This is a genomic window from Streptomyces sp. NPDC044002, from assembly GCF_056434525.1.
Genome location: NZ_JBWKEZ010000001.1, coordinates 210,838 through 230,971 on the forward strand (window position 1 = coordinate 210,838; position 20,134 = coordinate 230,971).

A 20,134-nucleotide genomic window follows, 5' to 3' on the forward strand; every position below is an offset into this window, starting at 1 on the left:
GACCATGGGCAAGGAGGAGTCGTGCCCGCGTCGCCTGTTTGTTTGAAATTCAAAGTCCGAGATCGTCCACGTGCGCCTTTGTGGTGACCGCGTGGCTGGTCCAGACGCCGCGGTTCGTCCGCCCCGAGACTGCGGTGCGGGTCGACCATCGTCGGAGCATCCGCCGGGTAGGGGCGCTACTACGGCGGGAGGCTGTGGCCGGCGATTACCACTGCCGTGACCGATTGCGCTTTCACCAGTGGTCTCCCCGGGAGATGTTGGAGGGCGATAGCGTCGGCGGATGCATACACGCGTGACTGGCATCGTCATTGAGGACGGCCAGATCCTGTTGCTCGACCAGGACACCGACGGCGATCGCTCGTGGAGCCTGCCAGGGGGCAAGGTCGAGCCTGGCGAAACCCTGGAAGCGGCCCTGAAGCGGGAGATGCTGGAGGAGACCGGCGTCGAGGTCGAGGTCGGCCGTCTGCTGTACGTCTGCGACCACACAGCCGCTCATGTCGTTCACATCACCTTCGAGGCACGCCGGGTCGGCGGGAGGCTCGGGGCCGTCATGGAGGGCGTGGATACGCGTCCGATTCGGCAGGTCGACTTCGTGAAACTTGCCGAGCTGCCCGGGCTGGGGTTCAGCGAGAAGTTCATGGCCCTGTGCCAGAACGGCCTTCCTGGCGCCGGGATGTACATGGGACCGAAGGCAGCCATCGGGCTATGAGCCACTCGTCAGCGCGGTGACAAGCGGCTGTCCTGATCTCCTAGGGGGCGGGTGGAGCTGTCGAGCTCTGCCACCCAGCGGTTGAGCTGGTGCGCGATCTCCTAGACTCCGAGTGCAGCGCACGCCCGGGTGTCGGGTTCGCGGACGAGACGGACGCCGCCCCGCACAGCGTCATGCGCACTCCGGTCATGTTCGCCGGCCGCAACCTCCTCGACCCGGCGCGCCTGCGCGAGATCGGATTCCGGTACACCCCCGTCGGCCGTCCCTGACAGTGCCAGAGCTGGAGAGACGGCTCGACTCACGCAGGACGGTGTTGACTCCGTCGGCCTGATCTTCGGGCTTCGCCACGCACCCGGCTACGGTTCGGGCGCGGCCACGCTCCGTCACTACGTATTCGTGGCGGGCTGGCGGCGCTTGGCGCGTTCGACCTGTCGCAGCAGCAGGTCGGCGAACTGGATGATCTCGGCTGCCTCGATCGGATCGTCGAAGTCGACAGTCCGGTGGCTGGCGGGGTTCTTGTATGCGCCCATCGCGCCGGCGAACAGCGCGGAAGCGGCCTCCTGCTCACCGCCTTCGGCTCCGGCGTCGGCGAGCGGGCCGCCGGGCTTTCCGTTCTGGTGCGGCTGGAAGGCTGCACGCATCAGCTTCACGCCGACCAGGGAGTTGTCGAGGCGGGAGGCGTCCCGGACGGCGACCTCGACCGCTTTCATCGCGGCGAAGCATGCCGTTTCGTAGTCACCCAGGTCGAAGTTGGTGCGCACCGTGTCTTCCAGGGTCGGGTGGAGCGGTCCGGACAGCCTCTGTCGGGCCTCGAACCTGGTGATGCCGCCGGGATCCTTCGCCAGGTCCCTGCCGTCGCGGGAAAGCTGGCGGAACGCTTCCGACTGGCTGGGCACCTGGGACAGCAGTGCCTGCGCCTCCAGCCAGGCCCAGGCATCGGAGAGACGGTCGAGTAGAACCGGCGCGTCCGGCTCGTTCTGGAATGCCTGGCGGGCCGAACCCATCGTCCCTCCGTACTGCAGGAATCCGGTGCCGCTGGCCAGATGCTGCAGGAGAAGGAGCGCGATGTCCCGGGTGGGCAGCTGCCGGATCTGTTCCGCTGGGACCGGCGGTATGTACGTCAACGTCATGGGCGCACGGTACGGCGTGGCACTGACACCGGGGCTCAGCAACTCGCCAGACGCCTACTCCGCCTCGCCTGACCTACCTGGAGGAACACCGATGCCGTACGACGTCACCGAGGACTCCCTCGCCCTGCCCGGCGTCGCCGGGTCCGAAGACGCCACGTGCTCCGATCACCGCACGGACAAGCCGGGCCGGGCGCCGCCGTCGAACACGACCGGAGTGCTGGAAATCCTCACCGCCATCGAGGCCGGCCAACTTGGCTTGCCCCGGCACAGCCAGTCAGTCACCGTGCTTGGACGAACGTTCCGATCGCGGCCGTGTCAGGCCGGTAGCCATCGGACGTATCGACGAGCAGGGTGGGTGCATCGAGGGAGATGTCTTCGAACTGGTCCGGGCTGTACACGCCGGTGGAAATGTCGGTGAGGAGTCTCCGGTCCGCATGAGCGGCGCGGTGCCTGTCGGACTCGGCTCGGTCGGCGATGCGGTCGATGATGGTTGCTGTGGGGGTCATGCAGCGGATGATCCGAAGGTCCGCGACCTTCATGAGGGGTTCGAGGCCTGGGCGCCAGAGGCGGTCTTGGTAGGCGGCCTCGGCAACGACGGTGACGCCGGCATGGAGGAGCACGCCGAGGGTTTCGAAGAAGGCCTGCATGGCCGGGATGTTGAGTGGGTCGTCGCCGTCGGGCTGGCGGTCAGGGGTGTTCATGACCATGCCCTGCTTGATCTCGTCGCGGATGATCGCGGGGCAGCCGAGCTCGTTGGCAAGGCTGTGCGCGAGGGTGGTCTTGCCGGTGCCGGGTGGACCGCTGACCACCACGAGGGTCGGCTGTGCTGGCATTTGCTGAGCCCCCGAGGGGTGAGCCGGTACGTCTCGCATGATCAGGTGAGGGACCGTGCCGGGGTCTGGATGAGCTGGAAGGCGATGAATCCGGGCTGTCGGCCTAGTTTCTCGTACGCGGCCCCAGCTGTCCCGGCTCACCACTCACTGACGACCTCCCAGCTCTACTCTGCGGCGGTGCTCGTAGTACTTGGCAAAGCGCCTCGAACGTCGTAGCGCGCTGCACGTCCGGGGCTACATCGTCGAGGGGCTGGGTACCGATGAGCGCGGTGCGGGTTCCGGCTCGATGCCCGGTGCCGATGTCGCAGGCAGAGTCGCCGACCATCCACGATCGGGAGAGGTCGAGACCGAGGTCCTGGGCGGCTTGATGGAGCAGCCCGGGCGCTGGCTTTCTGCAGCGGCAGACGCTGCGGTAGCCGGGCACGATGCCGTCCGGGTGGTGGGGACAGGCGTAGATGCCGTCCAGGCGGACTCCGCGATGGCCGAGGAGGGCGCGGAGCCGGTCGTGCATGACGTCTAGAGCGTCGGTGTTGAACAGGCCGCGGGCCAGGCCGCTCTGGTTGGTGATGACGACCAGGGCGAAGCCCGCGTTCTGGAGGGCCCGCAGCGGCGCGCCGATGTCCGGTTGGAGAACCAGCTCGTTTGGGTGGGAGGGGTAGTGGCGGGGCTCGGTGAGGGTGCCGTCGCGGTCGAGGAACACTGCCCTCCGCCGTAGCCGAGCAGCGTCCGCCAGCGGCGCGGAAGGCACCGGTTCACCCTTTCGCACAGTTGCGGAAGGCCTCGAACAGTGCGGCGGCGCGGGCCTCGACGGATGCGGCCGAGACTGTCGGCCGGTCGGGCAGAACAATGTCGAGCGCGGTCATGTCTGCGCAGGTGAAGAACTGGTAGGCGGTCCTGACCGGGTTCGGCACAAGCTCTGCGAGCAGCGGCTGGCCGGTAGCTTCGCGGTGGAGGCGGGCGCACCACTGCGCGAGGTCGGCGAAGGGGACGGCGGTGCCTGCGCCGAGGTTGTAGACCGCGGCTGGCACCGACGGCCGGGCAGTGGCGAGTTGGACGATGGTGGCGGTGACGGCCTCGACGGGGATGTAGTCGCGGGCAGCCGTGAGCGAGTCGTCGAAGAGGCGGATGTGGCCGGTGCTGGCGCCCTGGCGCAGGAGCTGGGACAGGATCGAGGCCATAGGGCCCTTGTCGGTCTCGTCGGGGCCGAAGACGTTGGTGTAGCGCAGCCCAGTCCAGTCGAGGCCTGTGGCGTGGCGGGTGCGCATCTGCTGATCAAGGGCGAGCTTGGACGCCGCGTACGGGTTGAGTGGGCCCGAGCAGCGGCTGGTGTCGGTGTCGGCGTTCTCGGCGATCGGCGTGCGGTGGTGGAGAGTGCCGTAGACGGAGTGCGAGGAGGCGTAGATCAGACGGGCGCCACCGGTGCGGCAGGCGTCGGCCAGCCGGAGCGGGCCGAGGGTGTTGGTCGCGTCCAGTTCGGGCCCGGCTGGGGCCCGGGTGTCGCTGATGCCGGCCTGGTGGACGACCGTGGTGTAGCGGCCAGTCGCGATCTCGGCGAGGAGCGCCGGGTCGGCGAAGTCGCCGTGGTGCCACCGGGCAGCATCGGCGAGGTGTCCCGGGGCGGGGCGCAGGTCTACCGCGGTGACGCTGTACCCGGCTCGGTGGAACGCGGTCACGGTGTGCCGGCCGATGAACCCGGCCGCGCCGGTGACCAGCACGCTGCTGCCGTGGGTCACCGGGCACCTGCCTGCTGGGTGAGTCGGTCGATCCGGGTGGTGGTGGAGTGGCCGTCCAGGTACGGCACGGTGACTACTTCGCCGCCCCAGCTCTCCACGAGGCTAGCCTCGGCGATCCGGTGGCCCGCGTAGTCGCCACCCTTGACCCAAATGTCTGGGCGGAGTTCGGCCAGGATCTTCTCGGGAGTGTCTTCGCCGAAGACGAGCACGCCGTCCACGCAGTCCAGCGCCGCCAGCAACGTTGCGCGTTCCTGCTCGCCGACGACGGGTCGGCTCTCGCCCTTGAGCCGACGCACGGAGTCGTCCGAGTTAATGCACACGATCAGGGCGTCGCCCAGACGGCGCGCCCGGTCCAAGAGGGAGAGGTGCCCGGTGTGCAGCAGGTCGAAGCAGCCGCCCGCGCCGACCACCCTTCCGCCGCGCGCCCGTACACGGGTGGCCAGCTCCAGCGGGTCCGTACGGCCCGAGGCGGGCGGATCTGTCAGGGAGGCGGGGCCGCCTGCTTCGACGTAGACGGTGGCGGCGTCGACGGCCGCGGCCACGGCGTGGGAGGGCAGGCGTCCGGCGCCGAGCATCACGGCTGCGGTGACCGCTAGCTGGTCGCCGGCTCCGCATGTGTCCCCGGCGGCGGGTCGGGCGGGTACGACCAGGGGGTGGCCCTCGGGGTCGGCGACCAGGATGGCGCCGTCGCAGCCTCGCGTGACCGCCACCTGCTTGACGGGCCACTGGGCCAGCAGCCGTGCGGCGCGCCCGGCGTCACCCGCGAGGTCGCGCGGGCCGGTGTCGCCGGTGAGGAGAAGGGCCTCGTCCGTGTTCGGGACGGCCAGCGCCGTGCCAGGGACCGGTGTGGTGCCCTTGGGGTGCGGGTCCCACACCAGCGGGCGGCCGGAGGCCGCTTCGGTGAGGGCCTGGCGGACTTCGTCGTGGGAGGTGATGCCGCGCCCGTAGTCGCAGACCAGGACGGCCGCCGCCTCGCCCAGCCGGGCACGGGCCGGGGCGGGGAGCGGGCCGAGCCGCAGCGGGCCAGCGTCTGTGTCGAAGCGGAGCAGGGTGCGGTCGGCGGCCCGGACGCGGGTCTTGACCGGGGTGGCGCCGCTGGCAGCGAGGTCGAGGACCTCGACACCCGCTTCGTCCAGGAGGATGCGGACCCGCGCACCCGGTTCGTCCTGGCCGAGGCCGCACACGAGGGTGACGCGCCAGCCGGGCTCCCGGGCGGCGAGGACCGCGGCCAGCCCGGCGCCGCCGGGCCGGTCGATGTCCCAGGCGCCGGAGATGACGGGGACGGGGGCTTCCGGGGAGAATCGGTCTGCGGTGCCGGCGATGTCGCGGTCCAGCAGGACGTCACCGACCACCACTATCCGCCGTGCGCTGTCCGGCTCCGCGCCCGCGGGGAGGGCCCCCTCTGTCAGGTGGGTGTCGACAGCCGCGCACAGCAGGTGTACCGCGACCAGGTGGCACTCCTGCACGGTGGCGACCTGGGGGGCATCCACGCACACAGCCTGGTCGCTCGCGGCGGCGAGCGGGTTCGGGCCCGGGCCGGTCAGCGCCCAGACGGTGAGGCCGAGCTCCCGGCCCGCGTTCGCGGCGGCAAGCACGTTGGAGCTGGCGCCGGAGACGGAGAGCAGCAGCAGGACGTCGCCGGGCCGGCCATGCGCGCGGACCTGTCGGGCGAAGACCTCCTCGGGCCCGTAGTCGTTGCTGATGGCGGTCACCGAGGAGGAGTCGGCGTGGAGCGCGATGGCGGACAGCGGCGCCCGCTCGGCGCGGAAGCGGCCCACGAGCTCGGAGGTAAGGTGCTGGGCTTCGGCCGCCGATCCGCCGTTGCCCGCGACCAGCAACCGGCTGCCCGCGGGCAGCCGTTCGGAAAGAAGGCGGCCCCACTCCTGGAGACGCCCGGTGTCGAGCAGGGGTAAGGCGGCAGTCAGCGCCTGTATGTGCGCGCGGCCCAACGGGGTCACGGGGCAGCTCCCTCGGAGACGATGCGGGTGGGGCGAGGTGGCGGTTGGGGCGTCCGGCGGTGGCCGACCAGCGCGGGACGCCCCAACCGTTCAGGAACCGGCAGGCCTGAACCGAGCGAACAGCAGGCCGTAGTTGATGAGCGCGGCGTCGCGCTCCAGGAGCGGGTAGTCGAGGAGCTTCTCGACGATGTGGTGCTCGGCGAGGATCCGCTCGGCTTGCTGCAGCAGCACGGTGTCCCCGAGTTCCGTCAGGTGCACTCCGTCGCTCCACAGGCTGACCGCGGAGTCCCCGTCGTTCGCGGGGACTAGCTGCCGGGCGGCGGAGGTGAACGGGGTCCATACGTCGAGGAACAGCGCGCCGTGGGCGGCGGCCGTCTTCGCGGCGGCCTCGTTGTAGCGGGTGAGCTCGGCGTTCATCTCGGCCACGGTCCCGGGGTCCTCGATGGGGCCGAACGGCGTCTCGGAGACGACGACGATCCGGCGGCTGTAGCCGCTGAGCTGCTTCAGCATCGTGTCGAGGTGCCGGGTGTACTCGTCCAGGTCGACCGCCTCGGACATCCGGTTCTGGAAGCGGCGCCAGACGTCGTTGATGCCGCAGCCAAGGAACACCAGGTCGTAGTCGGTTCCGGTGGTGGCCCGGTCGGCTTCGACGATGCCGGCGAGGTCGCGGCTGGTCGCACCGCCCTCGCCGTGGTTCTTGACGTCGAAGACGACGTGCGGGAAGGCGGTGCGCAGGGACAGATTGAGGCGGTGGACCCAGCCGCGCTGGTGCCAGCCCTCGATGGTGACCTTGGCGCCGATCTCGGGCAGGTCGGCCTGTGTGGTCATCTGCGCGTTGAACGCCTCCAGGTGCTCCATGATCGAGGTGCCGAAGAACCCTACGGTCAGGGTGCGGCTGTCCTCGCGTCGCATGGGAGCACCGTCGAAGTGGCGGCGGGCGACGGCGGGGACACCGGTGGCGATGGTGTCGGGGGCGATGCTGTGGGAGACGACCGCGTTCGCGCCGACCAGTGTGTTGGCCCCGATGCGGACCCCGGCCGTGACGGTGACCTTGTTCGAGAGGATCGCGCCGGGTTCGATGATGATCGGCGCGGCCTCGAAGCCGGACGCCCAGGGGACGAGCTGCCCGGTCGGCACGTTCGCCGCGGTGCGAGGGCGGTGGTTGTGGTCGTGCAGGTCGACCATGTTCGACAGGGCCGCGCCGTCGCCGATGCGGATGCCGGCCATGGCGGAGATGAAGGTGTGCTCTCCTATGGCGACATCGTTGCCGATGGCGACGGTGGCGCCGCGGTGGACCTGGATGGTGGATCCGCGGCGGATGGAAACCCGGTCGCCGATGGTCAGGTGGGCGCCGGGGTCGATCTCGACCACCAGATCGTCGGGCAGCGTGCAGCCGTCGCCGAGGGTCAGCGCCGGGCCGTGCTCGGCAAGCAGCCGCTCGGCAACGGTCAGGTCGGGGGAGGTCGTGCTGGTCATCGCGGATCGGTCCTTCGCTTGCTGCGGATGATAGCCAGGGCCGGGCTCAACGTACCGGCTGTAAACGGGTGATGTCTGACAGTCAGCTAGGGACGGTCCTTGCGGATGAGGAACGGGCCGATGGCGAGTGCGTCGAGAGGACTGGCGGCGAAGGTAGCGACCGCATCGCGCGGGGTGCACACGATTGGCTCGGCCTCGTGGTTGAAGGAGGTATTCAGCAGTGCGGGCGGCCGGCCGGTCTGCTCGGCGAACGAGGCCAGCAGCCGGGCGTAGGGGTCGGCGTCATCGGGGGCGACGGTCTGCGGCCGCAGCGTGCCGTCAGCGTGCACGGCGGCCGGGATCACCTCGCGGGCGATGTCGGTGGCCTGCCGGGCGACGATCATGAACGGGTGCGGGGTGCTGGTGCCGATCAGATCCGGGGCGGCGTCGGCGAGGAGGACCGGGGCGAGGGGCCGCCAGGACTCCCGGTGCTTGACGCGGGCGTTGATGTGGTCGCGGGCACCGGTGTGCTGGGCGTCGGCGAGGATGCTGCGCCGGCCGAGCGCGCGGGGTCCGGCCTCCATACGGCCCTGGAACCAGCCGACCGTGCGCCCGAGGGCCAGGTGCCCGGCCACCGCGGTCGGCAGGTCCTCGCCCAGGTGCTGGAAGGCCAAGCCGTAGTCGCCCAGGACGGTACGGATGGTCCCCGCGTCGAAGGAGGGGCCGAGGGCGGCGGTGTTCATCACTGGGCCGGGCAAAGCGAGGTCGCCGCGGCGCAGCGCGACCTCGAGCGCCGCGCCAATGGCGCACCCGGCATCCCCGGCGGCCGGTTGGACGAACAGCTCCTCCACCCCGCGCAGGGCGGCGAGGCGGCCGTTGGCAGAACAGTTCAGCCCCACCCCGCCCGCCACGCACAGCCGGATGGTGCCGGTGAGGGTGAGGGCCTCGCGGGCCAGCTCGGTCAGGCACTGTTCCAGCAGGCGCTGTACGCAGGCAGCGAGGTCGGCGTGCTCGGGCCGGTAGCCGGTGTCCGGGACGACCCGGCCGCCGGTGTAGGTACGGGCGCGGAGGTGGGGTGGGATGCCGAGGTCGGTGTACGCGGCGGCATACGCCGCCTTGAGGCGCCGGTAGTAGCGCAGGTCGGTGTACTGGTCGTCGACGCTTTCGTCGGGGTGAATGCCGTAGCGGGACAGGTCCAGGTGGTAGCCCCCGGCCGTGGGGGTGAGGAAGTCCAAGGTGTAGCGGTCGGCGTTGCCGTAGCCGGCCAGGCCCATGAGCTTGCCGGAGCTGGTCCAGTCACCGAGCCCGAGGTGCTCGGCGACGGTCTCGTAGAACCAGCCCAGAGACTGGGAGAACGGGAACTGGCGCAGGACCTTGCATCCGCTGGTGGTGCCGTGGGCGAGGGTGGCGGAGACGCCGTCGCCGGAGCCGTCGACCACCAGGACGGCGGCCTCGTCGAAGCCGGAGGGGTGGAACGCGGAGGCTGCGTGTGCGAGATGGTGCTCGATCACGGTGACCTGACGGGGCCGGTGGTGGCCGAACAGGGCGGGGTCGAGGAGCTCGGCGATCAGCTCGGCGTCCGTACAGGTGTCGCTCGTGGTGGGCCAGGTGGGGTTGAACGCTATGGCGATCTCGTCCACCTCCTCCAAGGTGATGCCGGCCTCCGCGAGGCAGTAGGCAGCGGCCACGGCGCAGGAGCGGGAGTCCTTGTGGTGTTTGCGGCGGGAGAAGCGCTCCTCCTCGGCGAAGGCGACGATGCGGCCGTCGATGACCAGGCAGGCGGAGGCGTCGTGGTAGTACGGGCCGCCGAGCCCCAGCACGGTTCCCAACAGGGATCACTCCTTCTCGCAGAGCCGCCCACCACCCCGGCGAAACGCCGGGTGGGCCGGGTGGTCAGTTCAGGTGGTCGAGCGTCGCCTTGAGGGCGGCCGAGGGGTCGATGGTGTCCATGCAGCCGCCGACCCCGCCGCAGGCGACCTGGTGGGCGCACGGCGAGCACGGCAGCGTCGAGCGGAGCGCGGTGACGTTCGTGACGTGCTTGGGGATGACCTCGGCGCCATTGGACGGCCCGAGCAGTAGCACCGTCGGCCGTTGGTGGGCGAGCGCGAGATGGAAGCCGAGGGAGTCGCCGGTCACCACCACGTCGACTAGGCCCGGTAGCGCGGACGCCTCCTCCAGGCTCAGCGGCGCGTACGCAACGCTGGACTCGTCGGCGCCCCGCATCCGCAGGTGCCGCACCAGCGCCTCGCAGGCCTCCCGGTCGGTCGGCCCGCCCAGGATCGCCAGCTGCGCGCCGTGGTCCAGGAGCGCGGCGGCGAGTTCGGCCCAGTGCTGGGCCGGCCACAGCTTCGTCGTCAGCGAGCCGCCCAGGTTCAGGCCCACCCGGGGCCCGGTGCGCTCACCGAGCAGCCTGGCCACTCGTCGCTGGGCGTCCTCGGGCACGGCCAGGACGTACGGCTCGCCGGCGTACTCGTACCCGGCGACCGCGAAGTACAGCTCCGTCCACGTCTGCGCGTTGGCGGTGGTGCGGTAGTCGTTCCAAGTGTTCTGCCGGAAGAACTGCATCGCGGCCTCGCCCATCGGATACAGGCAGTGGTGCGGGCCGCCGAAGGCGAGCCCTGCCTTGTGCCCGGCCTCGATGCGGTCGACCAGCGCCGCCGCCGACGGGGTTCGCTCGAAGGAGTACACCGCGTCGAAGCGGCGTGACGGAAGCTGCGCGGCGGCCTCCCAGTCGTGGACGAGGACCTCATCCACGTAAGGGTTCATCCGCAGGATCGGTGCGTTGTCCGCGTCGACGAGCCAGGTGACATGCGCGCCCGGGTGGTCGTCACGAATCCGCCTGGGCAGTGGGGAGGCGATGAGCATGTCCCCCAGCAGGCCTAGCATCACGATCAGCACCCGGTAGTCGACCGGGTCGTGGTGCGGGCAGTCGCGGCACGGCCGCCAGTGACGGCAGGGCATCCCGCCGACGAAGTGCCGGCAGTCCGGCCGGGTCTCGAATGACTCGACGGTGTACACGGGCCCGAGGAAGACGCCCTTGCCCGGGATCTGCTCCGGGATCACGCCCCACCTCCGATCCCGGCTGCGGCGAGCGCGACGCGCAGGACCTGCTCGTCCGCGCCGCCGTCCGGGCGGTGTGCCTCCACCAAGGCCTCGGTCCGCGCCGCGACCGTGGCCGGGTCCGCCCCGTCGCGCAGCACGGCGGTGAAGATGGCGGCCAGTTCGTCGATGCCGTTCTCGCGCATCCCGGCCCAGGTGACCTCCTGCACGCCCAGGCGCAGCCCGGCCGACGCGGTGATGTGCGGCAAGGGGATCGCGTTGACGACGATCCCGGCCTCGAACAGCCGACGGGATGCCTGCTCGGCGTCCATCAGCGGCGTGATGTCGAGCCACAGCTGATGGCAGTCGGTGAACCCGTCCTTTTCCCCGCATACCGTGAACCCCCGCTCCGTCAACGCCGCGCCCAGGCGGCGGGCGTTGGCGACGGTGGCCTTCGCGTACGCCGGGCCGCGCTCGTCCATCTCGGCGGCGGCCACGGCCAAGGCGACAACGTCGGCTGGGTGGTGGTGGGAAACAAAGTGAGAGGCATGCTCGTCCAACCGGGCCGCGAGCCCGGCATCGTTGGTGGCCAGCAGGCCCTTGTGCGGGCCCGGATACGTCTTGTGGGTGGAACCGCCGAGGCTGTCCGCACCCTCGGCGAGGGGGTTCTGCCAGGCGCCCCCGGCGATCAGCCCCAGAGTGTGGGAGGCGTCGTAGTGGATGACCGCCTCCGGGCCGACCACCTCCCGAAGCCCCCGCAGATCCACCGGGAACAGACACATGAACGCGTCGAGGTACACCAGCTCCGGCCGGGGTCCGCTCCCGAGCCGACAGGCGAGGGCGTTCAGGTCGAGAGTGCAGGTGGTCGGATCGACCGGCAGGTCCTTCATCTGCAGCCCCAGCCGGGTGCCGATGAAGCGGGTCGAGCCGTGCCCGCCGTCGCGCTCCGCCAGGTTGAACACCACGGTCCACGGCCGCGCCAGCGCCGAGAGTGCCACCGTCAGCGCCGACACCCCCGACACCGGCTTCACGTTCACGAATTCGGCGCCCAGCTGTGCGCCGAGCCGTACAGCCGCGGCCCGCTCGACGGCGACCAGGTCCTGCCGGCCCGGCCACGCCCAGTTCTCGCCCCCGTCCTCGGGCCCGGCAAAGGCATAGCGGACGGCAGCCTCCATCAGGTGCGCCGTGCGGGCCGCCAGCGACAGCCCGTTCTCGCTCGGCACGAGATGCAGCCGACGCCGGGCGGAAGCGTGGTGAGCGGCAGCCTGTTGGAGGGCGGCGAGCGCGTCGGACGCAGTGCGGTGGTTCACGATCAGGTCTCCTGGCGAACGAGGGCAAACGGCAGCGGGTCGATCGGGGCCTTGGCGGGCCGGTAGCGGATCCGGCCGGGCGGGCCACCAGGCAGGCGCGGCAGCCCCTGCCCGAGGGCGCACGCCACGATCGTGACGGCCATCAGCTCGGCGAGCGGCCGGCCCAGGCACGCATGCGCACCCCCGCCGAACGCCCACAGCCGCGCTCCCGAGGCCTGCCCGGCGAGGAACCGGCCAGGCAGGAAGGAGTCAGGCTCGGGGAAATCGTCGGGGTCGAAGTGCCCGGCCGACGGGGAGTAGGCCACCCGCGTCCCGGCCGGAATCCGGTGGCCGCCCAGCGTCATGGGGCAGACCGCCTCCCGCACGGACAGCAGGTTCGGCGAGTGCATGCGCTGCGTCTCGGCGAGCACGGCTCGCAGGACCGGCAGTTCCTCACGTCGGAGAAGGAGTCCGGGCCTGGCCAGCGCCTCCCGGGACTCCGCCGCAGCGAGGCTGGCGTGCTTCCGATGGCCGGCCAGCTCCACCAGGCACCAGGTGACCAGGCTCGCCGTCGTCTCCCTCGCCGCGATCAGCAGCGCCAGAAGGTGATCCTCCAACGGCCCCACCGCCTCGGGGGCACCGTTGAACGCGGCCACCAGGCGGTCGAGAGCCGACCCCGGACATCCCTCCCGCCCAGCAGCTGCGGCCTGCTGGGCGAACAGCGCGTGCAGGCGCTGCCGCGCCGCGCGCCCCGCCCAGTACCGGCCAGAGGCGTGCCGGCGCGGCCCCGGCGGCGCACCGGTCGCCGCAACGAACCGCTCGAAGTCCGTAGCGAATGCCTTCGCCTCCGCCGATCCGGGGGCGATGCCCAGCAGGACGCGGGCGCTCATCGCTCTGGTCGTCGACCGGCTTGCCAGGTACAGATCCTGGGTGCCCGTCTCCGCCCACCGGGCGACGGCCGGGGTGGTCACCTCCAGCAGGGCCGGCACGTACGCGGCCAGCGCCCGCCCAGCCAGCGCGGGCCGCAGCAGGCGCCGGGCCTCGCGATGCCGGTCCCCGGTCAGGTTGAACAGGGCACGGCCGAACAGGTCGTGCACCAGCGGGGTGTTGAGGACCTCCAGGCGGCCACGCTCGGCCGCGAACAGCTCGCCCAGCCCCGCCCAGGTGCCCACCAGCACCGTCTCCACGCCATCGACCGTCATCCCGAACACCGGCCCGTGCTGGCGATGCCCTTCTTCCAGAACGCGCAGCGGATGCCCCTCGAAGCCGCGCTCCGGATGCTGCGGTGGTAACCCGCCGCCCGCCCGGGCCGCGGCCTGCTCAGACACCGGCCCGCTCCAGCACGCTCAGCTGCTGCGCCGTCCGGGCCGTGATGGCCTCGTGGTCGAGGCCGGTCACCTCCAACGGCGGCCGGCACGAACAGTCACCAGGCAGGTCGGCCGCATCGCCGCTCTCCCCGAACCGCATCAGCGCGTCCACGACCCGGTCCGCACAGGCCGGGCAGGCATCGGGGAAGACCGACTCGAAGTCGCTGCCGCGCAGGTTCACGCACGCCACCCGCACAGCGAGCCGCTCATGGACCCGGCGGACCGCCTCCACCACCGTCCACAGGTTCGGCGGCGTATACTGCCCGGCCTGCCACAGCTCCCACGCCACCGTGTTCCGCGACACCCGCGTCGGACACAGCGTCATCCCGCGCACGCCGAGCCCGGTCAGGTAGTCCACCGAGTCCACGACGTCGGTCACTGCCTCGCCGTCGGTCAGGAACGGCGGCTTGACCATCAGGTAGATCTTCGGGTCCACCCCCAGAGCGGACATCACCGCAAGGGCGCGCTCGAACGACCGCTGGGAGATCCGGGTGTTCACCAGCGTTTCGCGCACCAGCGCGTCCGCAGACTGCAGCCCGATACCGATCTCCAGCCGCACCCCGTCCAGCGCCTGCACGAACGGGGCCAGCACAGGCTCGGTGATGAACTGGGGCAGGGACTCCACCACCAGCCGTTTCACCCCGGCCTCCGCGACCAGGTGGGCGATTTCCACCTGGATGTCCCGCGGGATCTCCCTCGGCGCGAAGAAGCTGCCGTCGTTGTAAAGGGAGAGCACCTCGTACGCGGGCTCGTCTTCAGTCCGGGCCAGCGTGCGCCGGACCTGCTCCAGGAGGCTCTCGGTGGAGGTGGCGCCGTCGATGCCGTAGTTGTTCAGGTTGGTGAAGGGGCACATCGTGCACGTCGGCACCGAGCAGCCGCCCGACATCACGATTACCTTCTTGCGGCCGATCACCTCACCGCTCGGCAGCCGGATCCTGTCGTAGTCGGTGAACCGCGGCTCGGCCGGCTTGACCTGGGTCCCCGACGTGCGCAGCCGCAGGGACAGATCCCCGATGCGGCGCCGCAGGTCCTGCACGGGCACCGGCGCGTCCAGTACGTGCTCAGGCATGTGGAGCCCCCCTTGATCCCCGGTCGATCAGCCGGAGCTGCTCGCGGACCGGAGGCGCGGCGCAGCCGATACGACCCCGATGAACACCGGCGCAAGCCCGATACAGAGCTTCGGCAACCCGGCTGCCAGGGGCACGCACCGAAAGTAGCCGCGATTTCACGCTTTGGGTTCACTGTGGTGAACCCACGTCCGAAACAGGGCCGATCTGGCCGGGAACCCTCCTCCCAACGAGAGGCCGCGTCAGTTCAGGACACCAACCCGGTGGGCAAGTCCGCGCAGGTCACGGCGATTGTGCGCCGACAGCTGGCGACCGAGGAGGTAGGCGACGCAGTCCCGGATCAAGGGATCTACCCGGAGCCGCTGGGGCGCGATCTCCTCGGCATTGAGCAACTCGCGCAGAGCATCGGACTCCCGCCCGCGCAGGTGCGCCAGGGCCTTGGCCAGATCGGAGTGAAAGGCCATCCGCCGTCCAGGGGCTGTGATCGCCTCGGGGTGGAGGCTGTCCCCGGCGACCACGGCATCACCGTGCCGGCCCAGGGAGGCATTCAGACTCACCCGGTGGATGGCGACGTTGGTGCTGCCGAAGTTCAAGTGCCAGTCCCGGCTCTCTCCAGTGCGCCGAGCAAGCTGCTCTGCCTCCGACAGATGCGTTCCGGCATCGAGCTGGCGTGCTTCCCCGGTGCGGGTGTTGTCGCGGGTGATCGCAGTCGCTGACAGCAGGTGGAGCTCACCGAGCAGCGCCTGCGGCGCCTGCCCGGCACCCAGGTGCCCCTCCAGATCCGAGATCGCGGCCGCCGTCCGCACCAAGGCCTGTTCAGGGCTACCGGCCGCCAGCAGCACATGCGCGGTGAAGAAGTCCGACAGTGCGCCGTACGCCGGATCCTCGAGCTCAGCGATCACCTCGGCGGCGCGCGTCACGGCGACGTAGGCGAGGTCCGGGTAACCCAGGTTCTTCAGAAGCAGCACGCACGCCGGATGGTACGCGCCGGCCAATAACTGCAGGAGCCGCCGACGCACGAGCCCGTGGCTGATTCCTGCCGCAGTGTGCAGATCGGCCAGAAGGGAGGGCAATTCGACGGTCAGCGTTGCGTACTCGGAGGAGTGATAGAGGTTGTTGGCCCGCGCCACACGCGCCGTCAGCATCTGCACCGGATCGTCCGGGAGCCGGTCACCGACCGGTCTGGCCACGGCCAGACCCATCAGCGCCAGCCTCAGGGCCGGGACCGCCGCATGGGCACCCCCGGTGCTCGGATCCAGCGGCGCCGTCGGCTGGCCCGTCAGCTCGGCGGGCGAGACCCGTAAGGCGGAGGCGATCGATTCGATGAACACGGAGTTGGCGAGGAGCCGCTTGCCGTTCTCCACCATGGAGAGGTGGCCCACCGAGATCCCGGTGACGTCCGCCAGGTCCTTCAAGCTCACCCCGCGCTGGTGCCGCAGCGCGCGCACCGTGCTACCGATGGTCTTGGCCTGGTGTTCCTGAAGATCATCCATGATCGCCTACCCAAGATTCAGATGATCAAAGGCTAGGCCCAGACGGCCGGCCTAGGCGGGCATTCCCCGAAACCGCGGACCTCACTGGGCTCCGAGCTGCTCCGCAACCCGCGCCAGTAGTGCGCCGCTGGCCGCTGTACTGGAACGAGCCGTCAGGACATGGAGGAGCTCGCGCGCCAGAGGCTCCAACCGCAGATAGAGCGGAGCGGCGCCCTCAGCCGCCGCCAGCCGCTCTGCAGCCCGGCCGGTGTCCCCACGCCGCGCCCAGGCAGCCGCAGAGAACAGCAGCAAGGCCGCACGCTTCCCGGCTGGCGCCACAGGGGAATCGGAAACCTCCAGCGCCAAGAGCTCCTCGAGCGACCGGGACTCCAAAGCGAAGGCGGCTCTTGTCACCGCAACCTCGGTAGTCCCCGGTACGTCAGCGGCCCGGCTTGCGGCCTCCTCGAGGAGGCGGGCCGCCTTCTCCTCCTGCCTCGCGACAGCATGTGCCAGCCCTGTTGCACACGTCAGCTCGACAGATGGTCGAGCACCGCGGAACCGCTCGGCGCGGATGATGGCCTGTTCCGCCAGGCCCATGCTCACCAGGAGGCGTACTTCCTCAACGAGGACGTGGTCCTCCCCGGGGTCGGCCACCTCTGCCTGCTGGAGGAGGCTCCAGGCCAGGTCTCGATAGCCCAACCGCCGCAGAAGACCTGATCCGGCAACGTATGCGGTGGTTCGTGCTGCCCGGACTGCCTCGGCACCGCGCGCGGCCGACGAAGTGGTGAGGTCCAGCAGGGCGGGAAGGGCCAGCGCCAGGGCGTGATCATCTCCTGCTGCCTCCGCTTGCCGCACGGCTTCCGTCTGTCCGGCTAGTTCGGACTCTGTCGGTTCGATGGCTACTGCACCGCGGGACGCAACGATGGCCAGTTGGCGACGAAGGTGCCACGCAGTCGCGTGGACCGTGGCGTGGTCCGTTCCGGAAGGTCCGTACGGCTGGCCCGTCAGCTCGGCAGGTTCGAGCTGTAGACCTGCTGCCAGCGAAGCCAAAATATGATGCTGATCAACCCAGTCCCTACCGGATTCCAGATCCGAAATCACCTGTTCCGGCAGGCTGGATTGCACTGCCAGCTCGGCCGCGGTGATGCCGCGCCGTGTTCGCCACTCAGCCAGGCGACGCCCGATCGGGGCGGGGCCGTTGCCGTCCATCTCGAGCGTCACAAGGGTGCTCGCTTGGCCACTGTCGGGCTCCGTGCTCATCCTCGGGCCAAAATGCCGATCGCGGGTCGGGTCCTTCAACGGGACCGTATGGGCTTCGCGGCGACACAGTAGCCACTCGGAGCCGGACAGAGCGAATATGCCACGTCGATCCGTGTGCGAGACCGTAGCCCGCGGGCAGTGTCCGAGGCCGGGGGTCTTCCTACGGGGATCCGCGTCGGTTACGAAGGCCCAGGCGGCGTTCCGCTCCTCCTAAAGCTTGCCTCGGGTCGACTCGGTCGCAGTCGGCACGGACAACCTCGACCATCTGCGGGAGCTGACCAAGGCACTGGCGTACGAGGTCGATGAGAAGGTGGTCCGGGAGTACCGGCAGCTCCTCAAAGCCCGTCAGCTCGCTTGAAGTTCCAGCAGCAGCTGCTCAGCTGTCTTCCGCGCGGGGACCAGGCGAGGGTCCTCTGGGTCAGCGTAGGGGCCGAGGATCTTCGCGGCGACTAGCAGCAACATCAGCTTGCCGTCCCGGCTTTCGAGATCGTTCCGCCGCTCGCTGCGGACGCGATCGGCCAGAGTCGGGACGGTGAGGGAGGCTCCCCAGAGATTCGCTGCGTCCAGGCCACGGGGGGCCATGCCCCAGTCCTCCCAGTCGAACAGGCAGAACGCCGGCGCAGTCACATTCGCCCAGTTCAGATCTGCGTGGGCCGGACGCCATTCGACCACTGCCGTGTCCACGCCAGGGAAGACGCTGTGGACCGTTCCCGTGACCAGTTCCTGCGTGAGGGTCTCGGTATCCGGTGTTGCGATCCGGTTCGTGTGCTGCTCGGCGAGGGCATCCAGTGAGGCATTCAGCGAAGCCCACCACTCCTCAGTCACTTTCGGGTCTTCCGCCACGACTGCGCTGCCCGCTGGGGCACCCGGCAGCAGTTCCGTCTCGTCCGCCCGCCACATCACAGGCTCCGTCTCGTCCCGCCATGCGAAACCGGCGAGCCAGGCCGGCTTAGCGATCCCGCGCAGGGCCTCCGCGGACGCGGTGCCGTCCCCGCCCTGGACCCCGATCCGGTCGAGCCCGCGCCGCTCGATGCGCACCCACGTACCGCGGTCCGTACGCGTTCCTACAGATCGGCGCTTACGCACCACAGTCCCGTGATCCAGGCGCACCCCCAGCGACCGCTCCACACGGTCCAGCACGGCTTCCACGGGCTCTTTGCGCAGATCCACCGAACGCAGCGTCATTACACCCGAACGTACCAAGTCCGGCCCGCATCATGTCGAGTTTGACACGGGTCTGCTTCTGGTGCCGTTCACGCCACCGATCCCGCCCGAGACTGCCAGCCAACGGGATTCTGCGTAGCCACACCCCTCCCTGCAGTCGAGTAGCCGCTGCCACGCGCCCACCCGGACGACGCAAAAAAACGGGCAGCGCCAGCCGCCTCCACCCGATTAGGCTCCTGCGCCTATCCGCTGCAGAAACGGAGCCGCACCTGTGATCCTGACCAGCCCCCGACTGACCCTCCGCGCCCCAGATGCGCAGGACATCGACTGGATCACGGCCGAGCTCCAAGACCTGGAGATCCAGCGCAACACCTCCGTCCCCAGCCCCTACGAACGGCGTGATGCCGAGGAGTTCGTGGCCAACACGCGCAATCACGACGACCACACCACGTTCGTCGTCACCAGCACCTCCACCGGCCAACGTGCCGGACTGATCAGCCTCCACCAGCGCCCCAAGCACGCACCGTCGATCGGCTACTGGATCGGCAAGTCCGCCCGCGGCCAGGGCATCGCGACCGAGGCGGTCACCCGGATCTGCCGCTGGGGCTTCGAAGACCTCAACCTGCCGATCATCACGTGGATGGCCCGCGTCGGAAACGACGCCTCCCGCGCGGTCGCCCTCAAGGCCGGGTTCCAGATGGAGGGCACCCTCCGCCTGCGCATCACCTCACAGGGCCGCCTGCGCGACTGCTGGGCCGGATCCCTCCTTCCCGAAGAGCTCCCCCCGAATGCGGGCTAGAGGATCGCTTCACACCCGAGGGCGGCTGCGTTGCTGCCGCACTACCCGCAGGCGCCTGCAGACCGAAGAGGAGCACGATGCCTGAGAACACCCCTGGGTTGGCGCGCAATTACGCCTCCCACTACGCCGACGTCCACCTCCTGCTGCGCCAGGGCGACGAAATCCTCATGAGCCGGCGCCGACAACAGCAGGTCTTCCCCGGTATGTGGCAGATCCCGGCCGGGCTCATGGAAGAACACGAACCCGCCCGCGCGGCGGCTGCCCGCGAGTTCGCTGAGGAGACCAGCGCCACCGTTGACCCCGACCACCTGCGCTTCGTGCACCTCATGCACCACGTCTCCACCGGCTCCGGCTCCCGAAGGATCGCATTCTTCTTCGAAACCGACCGCTGGCACGGCAGCATCGGCAACCCCGAGCGGGACAAATGCGAAGGCTGGGAGTGGCACAAGGCGACCAGCGTGCCCGAACCCCTCCCGCCCTACCTCGCCGTAGCGCTCCAGCACATCGCCGACGGCACCCCGTACAGCGAGTACGCCTGGCCGGCGAACACCGCGCCTTCCTCGGCCATGACTCCCGAGAGGCCGTGAACGAAGGACCATTTCGCGCCGCTCGCCCCCCAAGGGTTCCCAGCCAGCAGGAGCACGACAGCGGCACCGACCTGAAGGGTTCGAACCGGGGACGAGGTCCTGCACCAGGGTGATGCAGCGGGGTGCACCGATGTGCTGGGCGAGCCTCAGGGACTCCAAGGCTGCGGCTGCAGCCAGCTCAGCCTCTCGCAGCTCGAGATGGCTGCTGGCCTGATAGTCGGCCGGAGCCGGTTGGGCCGCGTAGCCGGCCGACGGCACCAGTGACCCACCGA

Annotated in this window: 19 protein-coding genes; 5 read left to right on the plus strand and 14 right to left on the minus strand. The window is 70.1% G+C overall.

Translation table 11 applies throughout. The features are described 5' to 3' along the window. Window positions 1-292: 292 nt before the first annotated feature. The gene (locus AC07A6_RS01010; protein WP_478775532.1) at window positions 293-709 is read left to right on the plus strand and encodes an NUDIX domain-containing protein; all 417 of its coding nucleotides are present in this window, start codon (window positions 293-295) and stop codon (window positions 707-709) included. 89 nt (window positions 710-798) lie between these two features. Beyond that, a complete protein-coding gene (locus tag AC07A6_RS01015) occupies window positions 799-978 on the plus strand; it encodes a hypothetical protein (RefSeq protein WP_478775533.1) in 180 nt (59 codons plus the stop codon). A 117-nt stretch (window positions 979-1,095) separates the two neighbouring features. On the opposite strand, the gene AC07A6_RS01020 is transcribed toward AC07A6_RS01015, so the two are convergent. The 13 genes from AC07A6_RS01020 to AC07A6_RS01080 form a co-directional block, all read right to left on the minus strand. Then, the gene (locus AC07A6_RS01020) at window positions 1,096-1,839 is read right to left on the minus strand and encodes a TIGR02391 family protein (RefSeq protein WP_400749469.1); all 744 of its coding nucleotides are present in this window, start codon (window positions 1,837-1,839) and stop codon (window positions 1,096-1,098) included. A gap of 278 nt (window positions 1,840-2,117) precedes the next feature. Continuing rightward, window positions 2,118-2,672: a P-loop nucleotide/nucleoside kinase family protein gene (locus AC07A6_RS01025; protein WP_478775534.1), complete on the minus strand. Its 555-nt coding sequence runs from the start codon at window positions 2,670-2,672 to the stop codon at window positions 2,118-2,120. Window positions 2,673-2,775: 103 nt separating this feature from the next. Then, the gene (locus AC07A6_RS01030) at window positions 2,776-3,372 is read right to left on the minus strand and encodes a D-glycero-alpha-D-manno-heptose-1,7-bisphosphate 7-phosphatase (RefSeq protein ID WP_478775535.1); all 597 of its coding nucleotides are present in this window, start codon (window positions 3,370-3,372) and stop codon (window positions 2,776-2,778) included. Between the two features lie 52 nt (window positions 3,373-3,424). Further along, the gene (locus AC07A6_RS01035; RefSeq protein WP_478775536.1) at window positions 3,425-4,405 is read right to left on the minus strand and encodes an NAD-dependent epimerase/dehydratase family protein; all 981 of its coding nucleotides are present in this window, start codon (window positions 4,403-4,405) and stop codon (window positions 3,425-3,427) included. Continuing rightward, window positions 4,402-6,363, minus strand: a complete 1,962-nt coding sequence (gene rfaE2, locus AC07A6_RS01040) for a D-glycero-beta-D-manno-heptose 1-phosphate adenylyltransferase (protein ID WP_478775537.1) — start codon at window positions 6,361-6,363, stop codon at window positions 4,402-4,404. The genes AC07A6_RS01035 and rfaE2 overlap by 4 nt, the downstream gene beginning before the upstream one ends. Window positions 6,364-6,453: 90 nt before the next feature. Continuing rightward, complete coding sequence (locus AC07A6_RS01045) at window positions 6,454-7,839, minus strand: GDSL-type esterase/lipase family protein (protein ID WP_478775538.1); 1,386 nt, start codon at window positions 7,837-7,839, stop codon at window positions 6,454-6,456. An 86-nt stretch (window positions 7,840-7,925) separates the two neighbouring features. Continuing rightward, window positions 7,926-9,638: a carbamoyltransferase family protein gene (locus tag AC07A6_RS01050; protein ID WP_478775630.1), complete on the minus strand. Its 1,713-nt coding sequence runs from the start codon at window positions 9,636-9,638 to the stop codon at window positions 7,926-7,928. Window positions 9,639-9,711: 73 nt separating this feature from the next. Beyond that, the gene (locus tag AC07A6_RS01055; protein WP_478775539.1) at window positions 9,712-10,881 is read right to left on the minus strand and encodes a glycosyltransferase family 9 protein; all 1,170 of its coding nucleotides are present in this window, start codon (window positions 10,879-10,881) and stop codon (window positions 9,712-9,714) included. Continuing rightward, on the minus strand, window positions 10,878-12,167 hold the full coding sequence (locus AC07A6_RS01060) for a PLP-dependent aminotransferase family protein (protein WP_478775540.1): 1,290 nt from the start codon (window positions 12,165-12,167) through the stop codon (window positions 10,878-10,880). The genes AC07A6_RS01055 and AC07A6_RS01060 overlap by 4 nt, the downstream gene beginning before the upstream one ends. A gap of 2 nt (window positions 12,168-12,169) precedes the next feature. Further along, entirely contained in the window at window positions 12,170-13,474 is a 1,305-nt protein-coding gene (locus tag AC07A6_RS01065; protein WP_478775541.1) for a cytochrome P450, read from the minus strand. Further along, window positions 13,467-14,582 carry an archaeosine biosynthesis radical SAM protein RaSEA gene (locus tag AC07A6_RS01070; RefSeq protein WP_478775542.1) on the minus strand — a complete coding sequence of 372 codons (1,116 nt, stop codon included), beginning with the start codon at window positions 14,580-14,582 and terminating at the stop codon, window positions 13,467-13,469. Before AC07A6_RS01070 ends, AC07A6_RS01065 begins: the two co-directional genes overlap by 8 nt. Window positions 14,583-14,822: 240 nt before the next feature. Beyond that, a complete protein-coding gene (locus tag AC07A6_RS01075; RefSeq protein WP_478775543.1) occupies window positions 14,823-16,073 on the minus strand; it encodes a helix-turn-helix domain-containing protein in 1,251 nt (416 codons plus the stop codon). Window positions 16,074-16,154: 81 nt separating this feature from the next. Next, the gene (locus AC07A6_RS01080) at window positions 16,155-17,273 is read right to left on the minus strand and encodes a helix-turn-helix domain-containing protein (RefSeq protein ID WP_478775544.1); all 1,119 of its coding nucleotides are present in this window, start codon (window positions 17,271-17,273) and stop codon (window positions 16,155-16,157) included. Window positions 17,274-17,529: 256 nt separating this feature from the next. Between AC07A6_RS01080 and AC07A6_RS01085 the strand changes: the two genes are divergently transcribed. Beyond that, complete coding sequence (locus AC07A6_RS01085; protein ID WP_478775545.1) at window positions 17,530-17,670, plus strand: hypothetical protein; 141 nt, start codon at window positions 17,530-17,532, stop codon at window positions 17,668-17,670. Here AC07A6_RS01085 and AC07A6_RS01090 read toward each other — a convergent pair. After that, window positions 17,658-18,497 carry a hypothetical protein gene (locus AC07A6_RS01090; RefSeq protein WP_478775546.1) on the minus strand — a complete coding sequence of 280 codons (840 nt, stop codon included), beginning with the start codon at window positions 18,495-18,497 and terminating at the stop codon, window positions 17,658-17,660. The two genes, AC07A6_RS01085 and AC07A6_RS01090, sit on opposite strands and share 13 nt — an antisense overlap. A gap of 250 nt (window positions 18,498-18,747) precedes the next feature. Here AC07A6_RS01090 and AC07A6_RS01095 point away from each other — a divergent pair, with 250 nt between their 5' ends. Further along, the gene (locus AC07A6_RS01095; RefSeq protein ID WP_478775547.1) at window positions 18,748-19,275 is read left to right on the plus strand and encodes a GNAT family N-acetyltransferase; all 528 of its coding nucleotides are present in this window, start codon (window positions 18,748-18,750) and stop codon (window positions 19,273-19,275) included. A gap of 77 nt (window positions 19,276-19,352) precedes the next feature. Continuing rightward, window positions 19,353-19,862, plus strand: coding sequence for an NUDIX domain-containing protein (locus AC07A6_RS01100; protein WP_478775548.1), 510 nt, complete (start codon window positions 19,353-19,355; stop codon window positions 19,860-19,862). Window positions 19,863-20,134 lie beyond the last annotated feature (272 nt).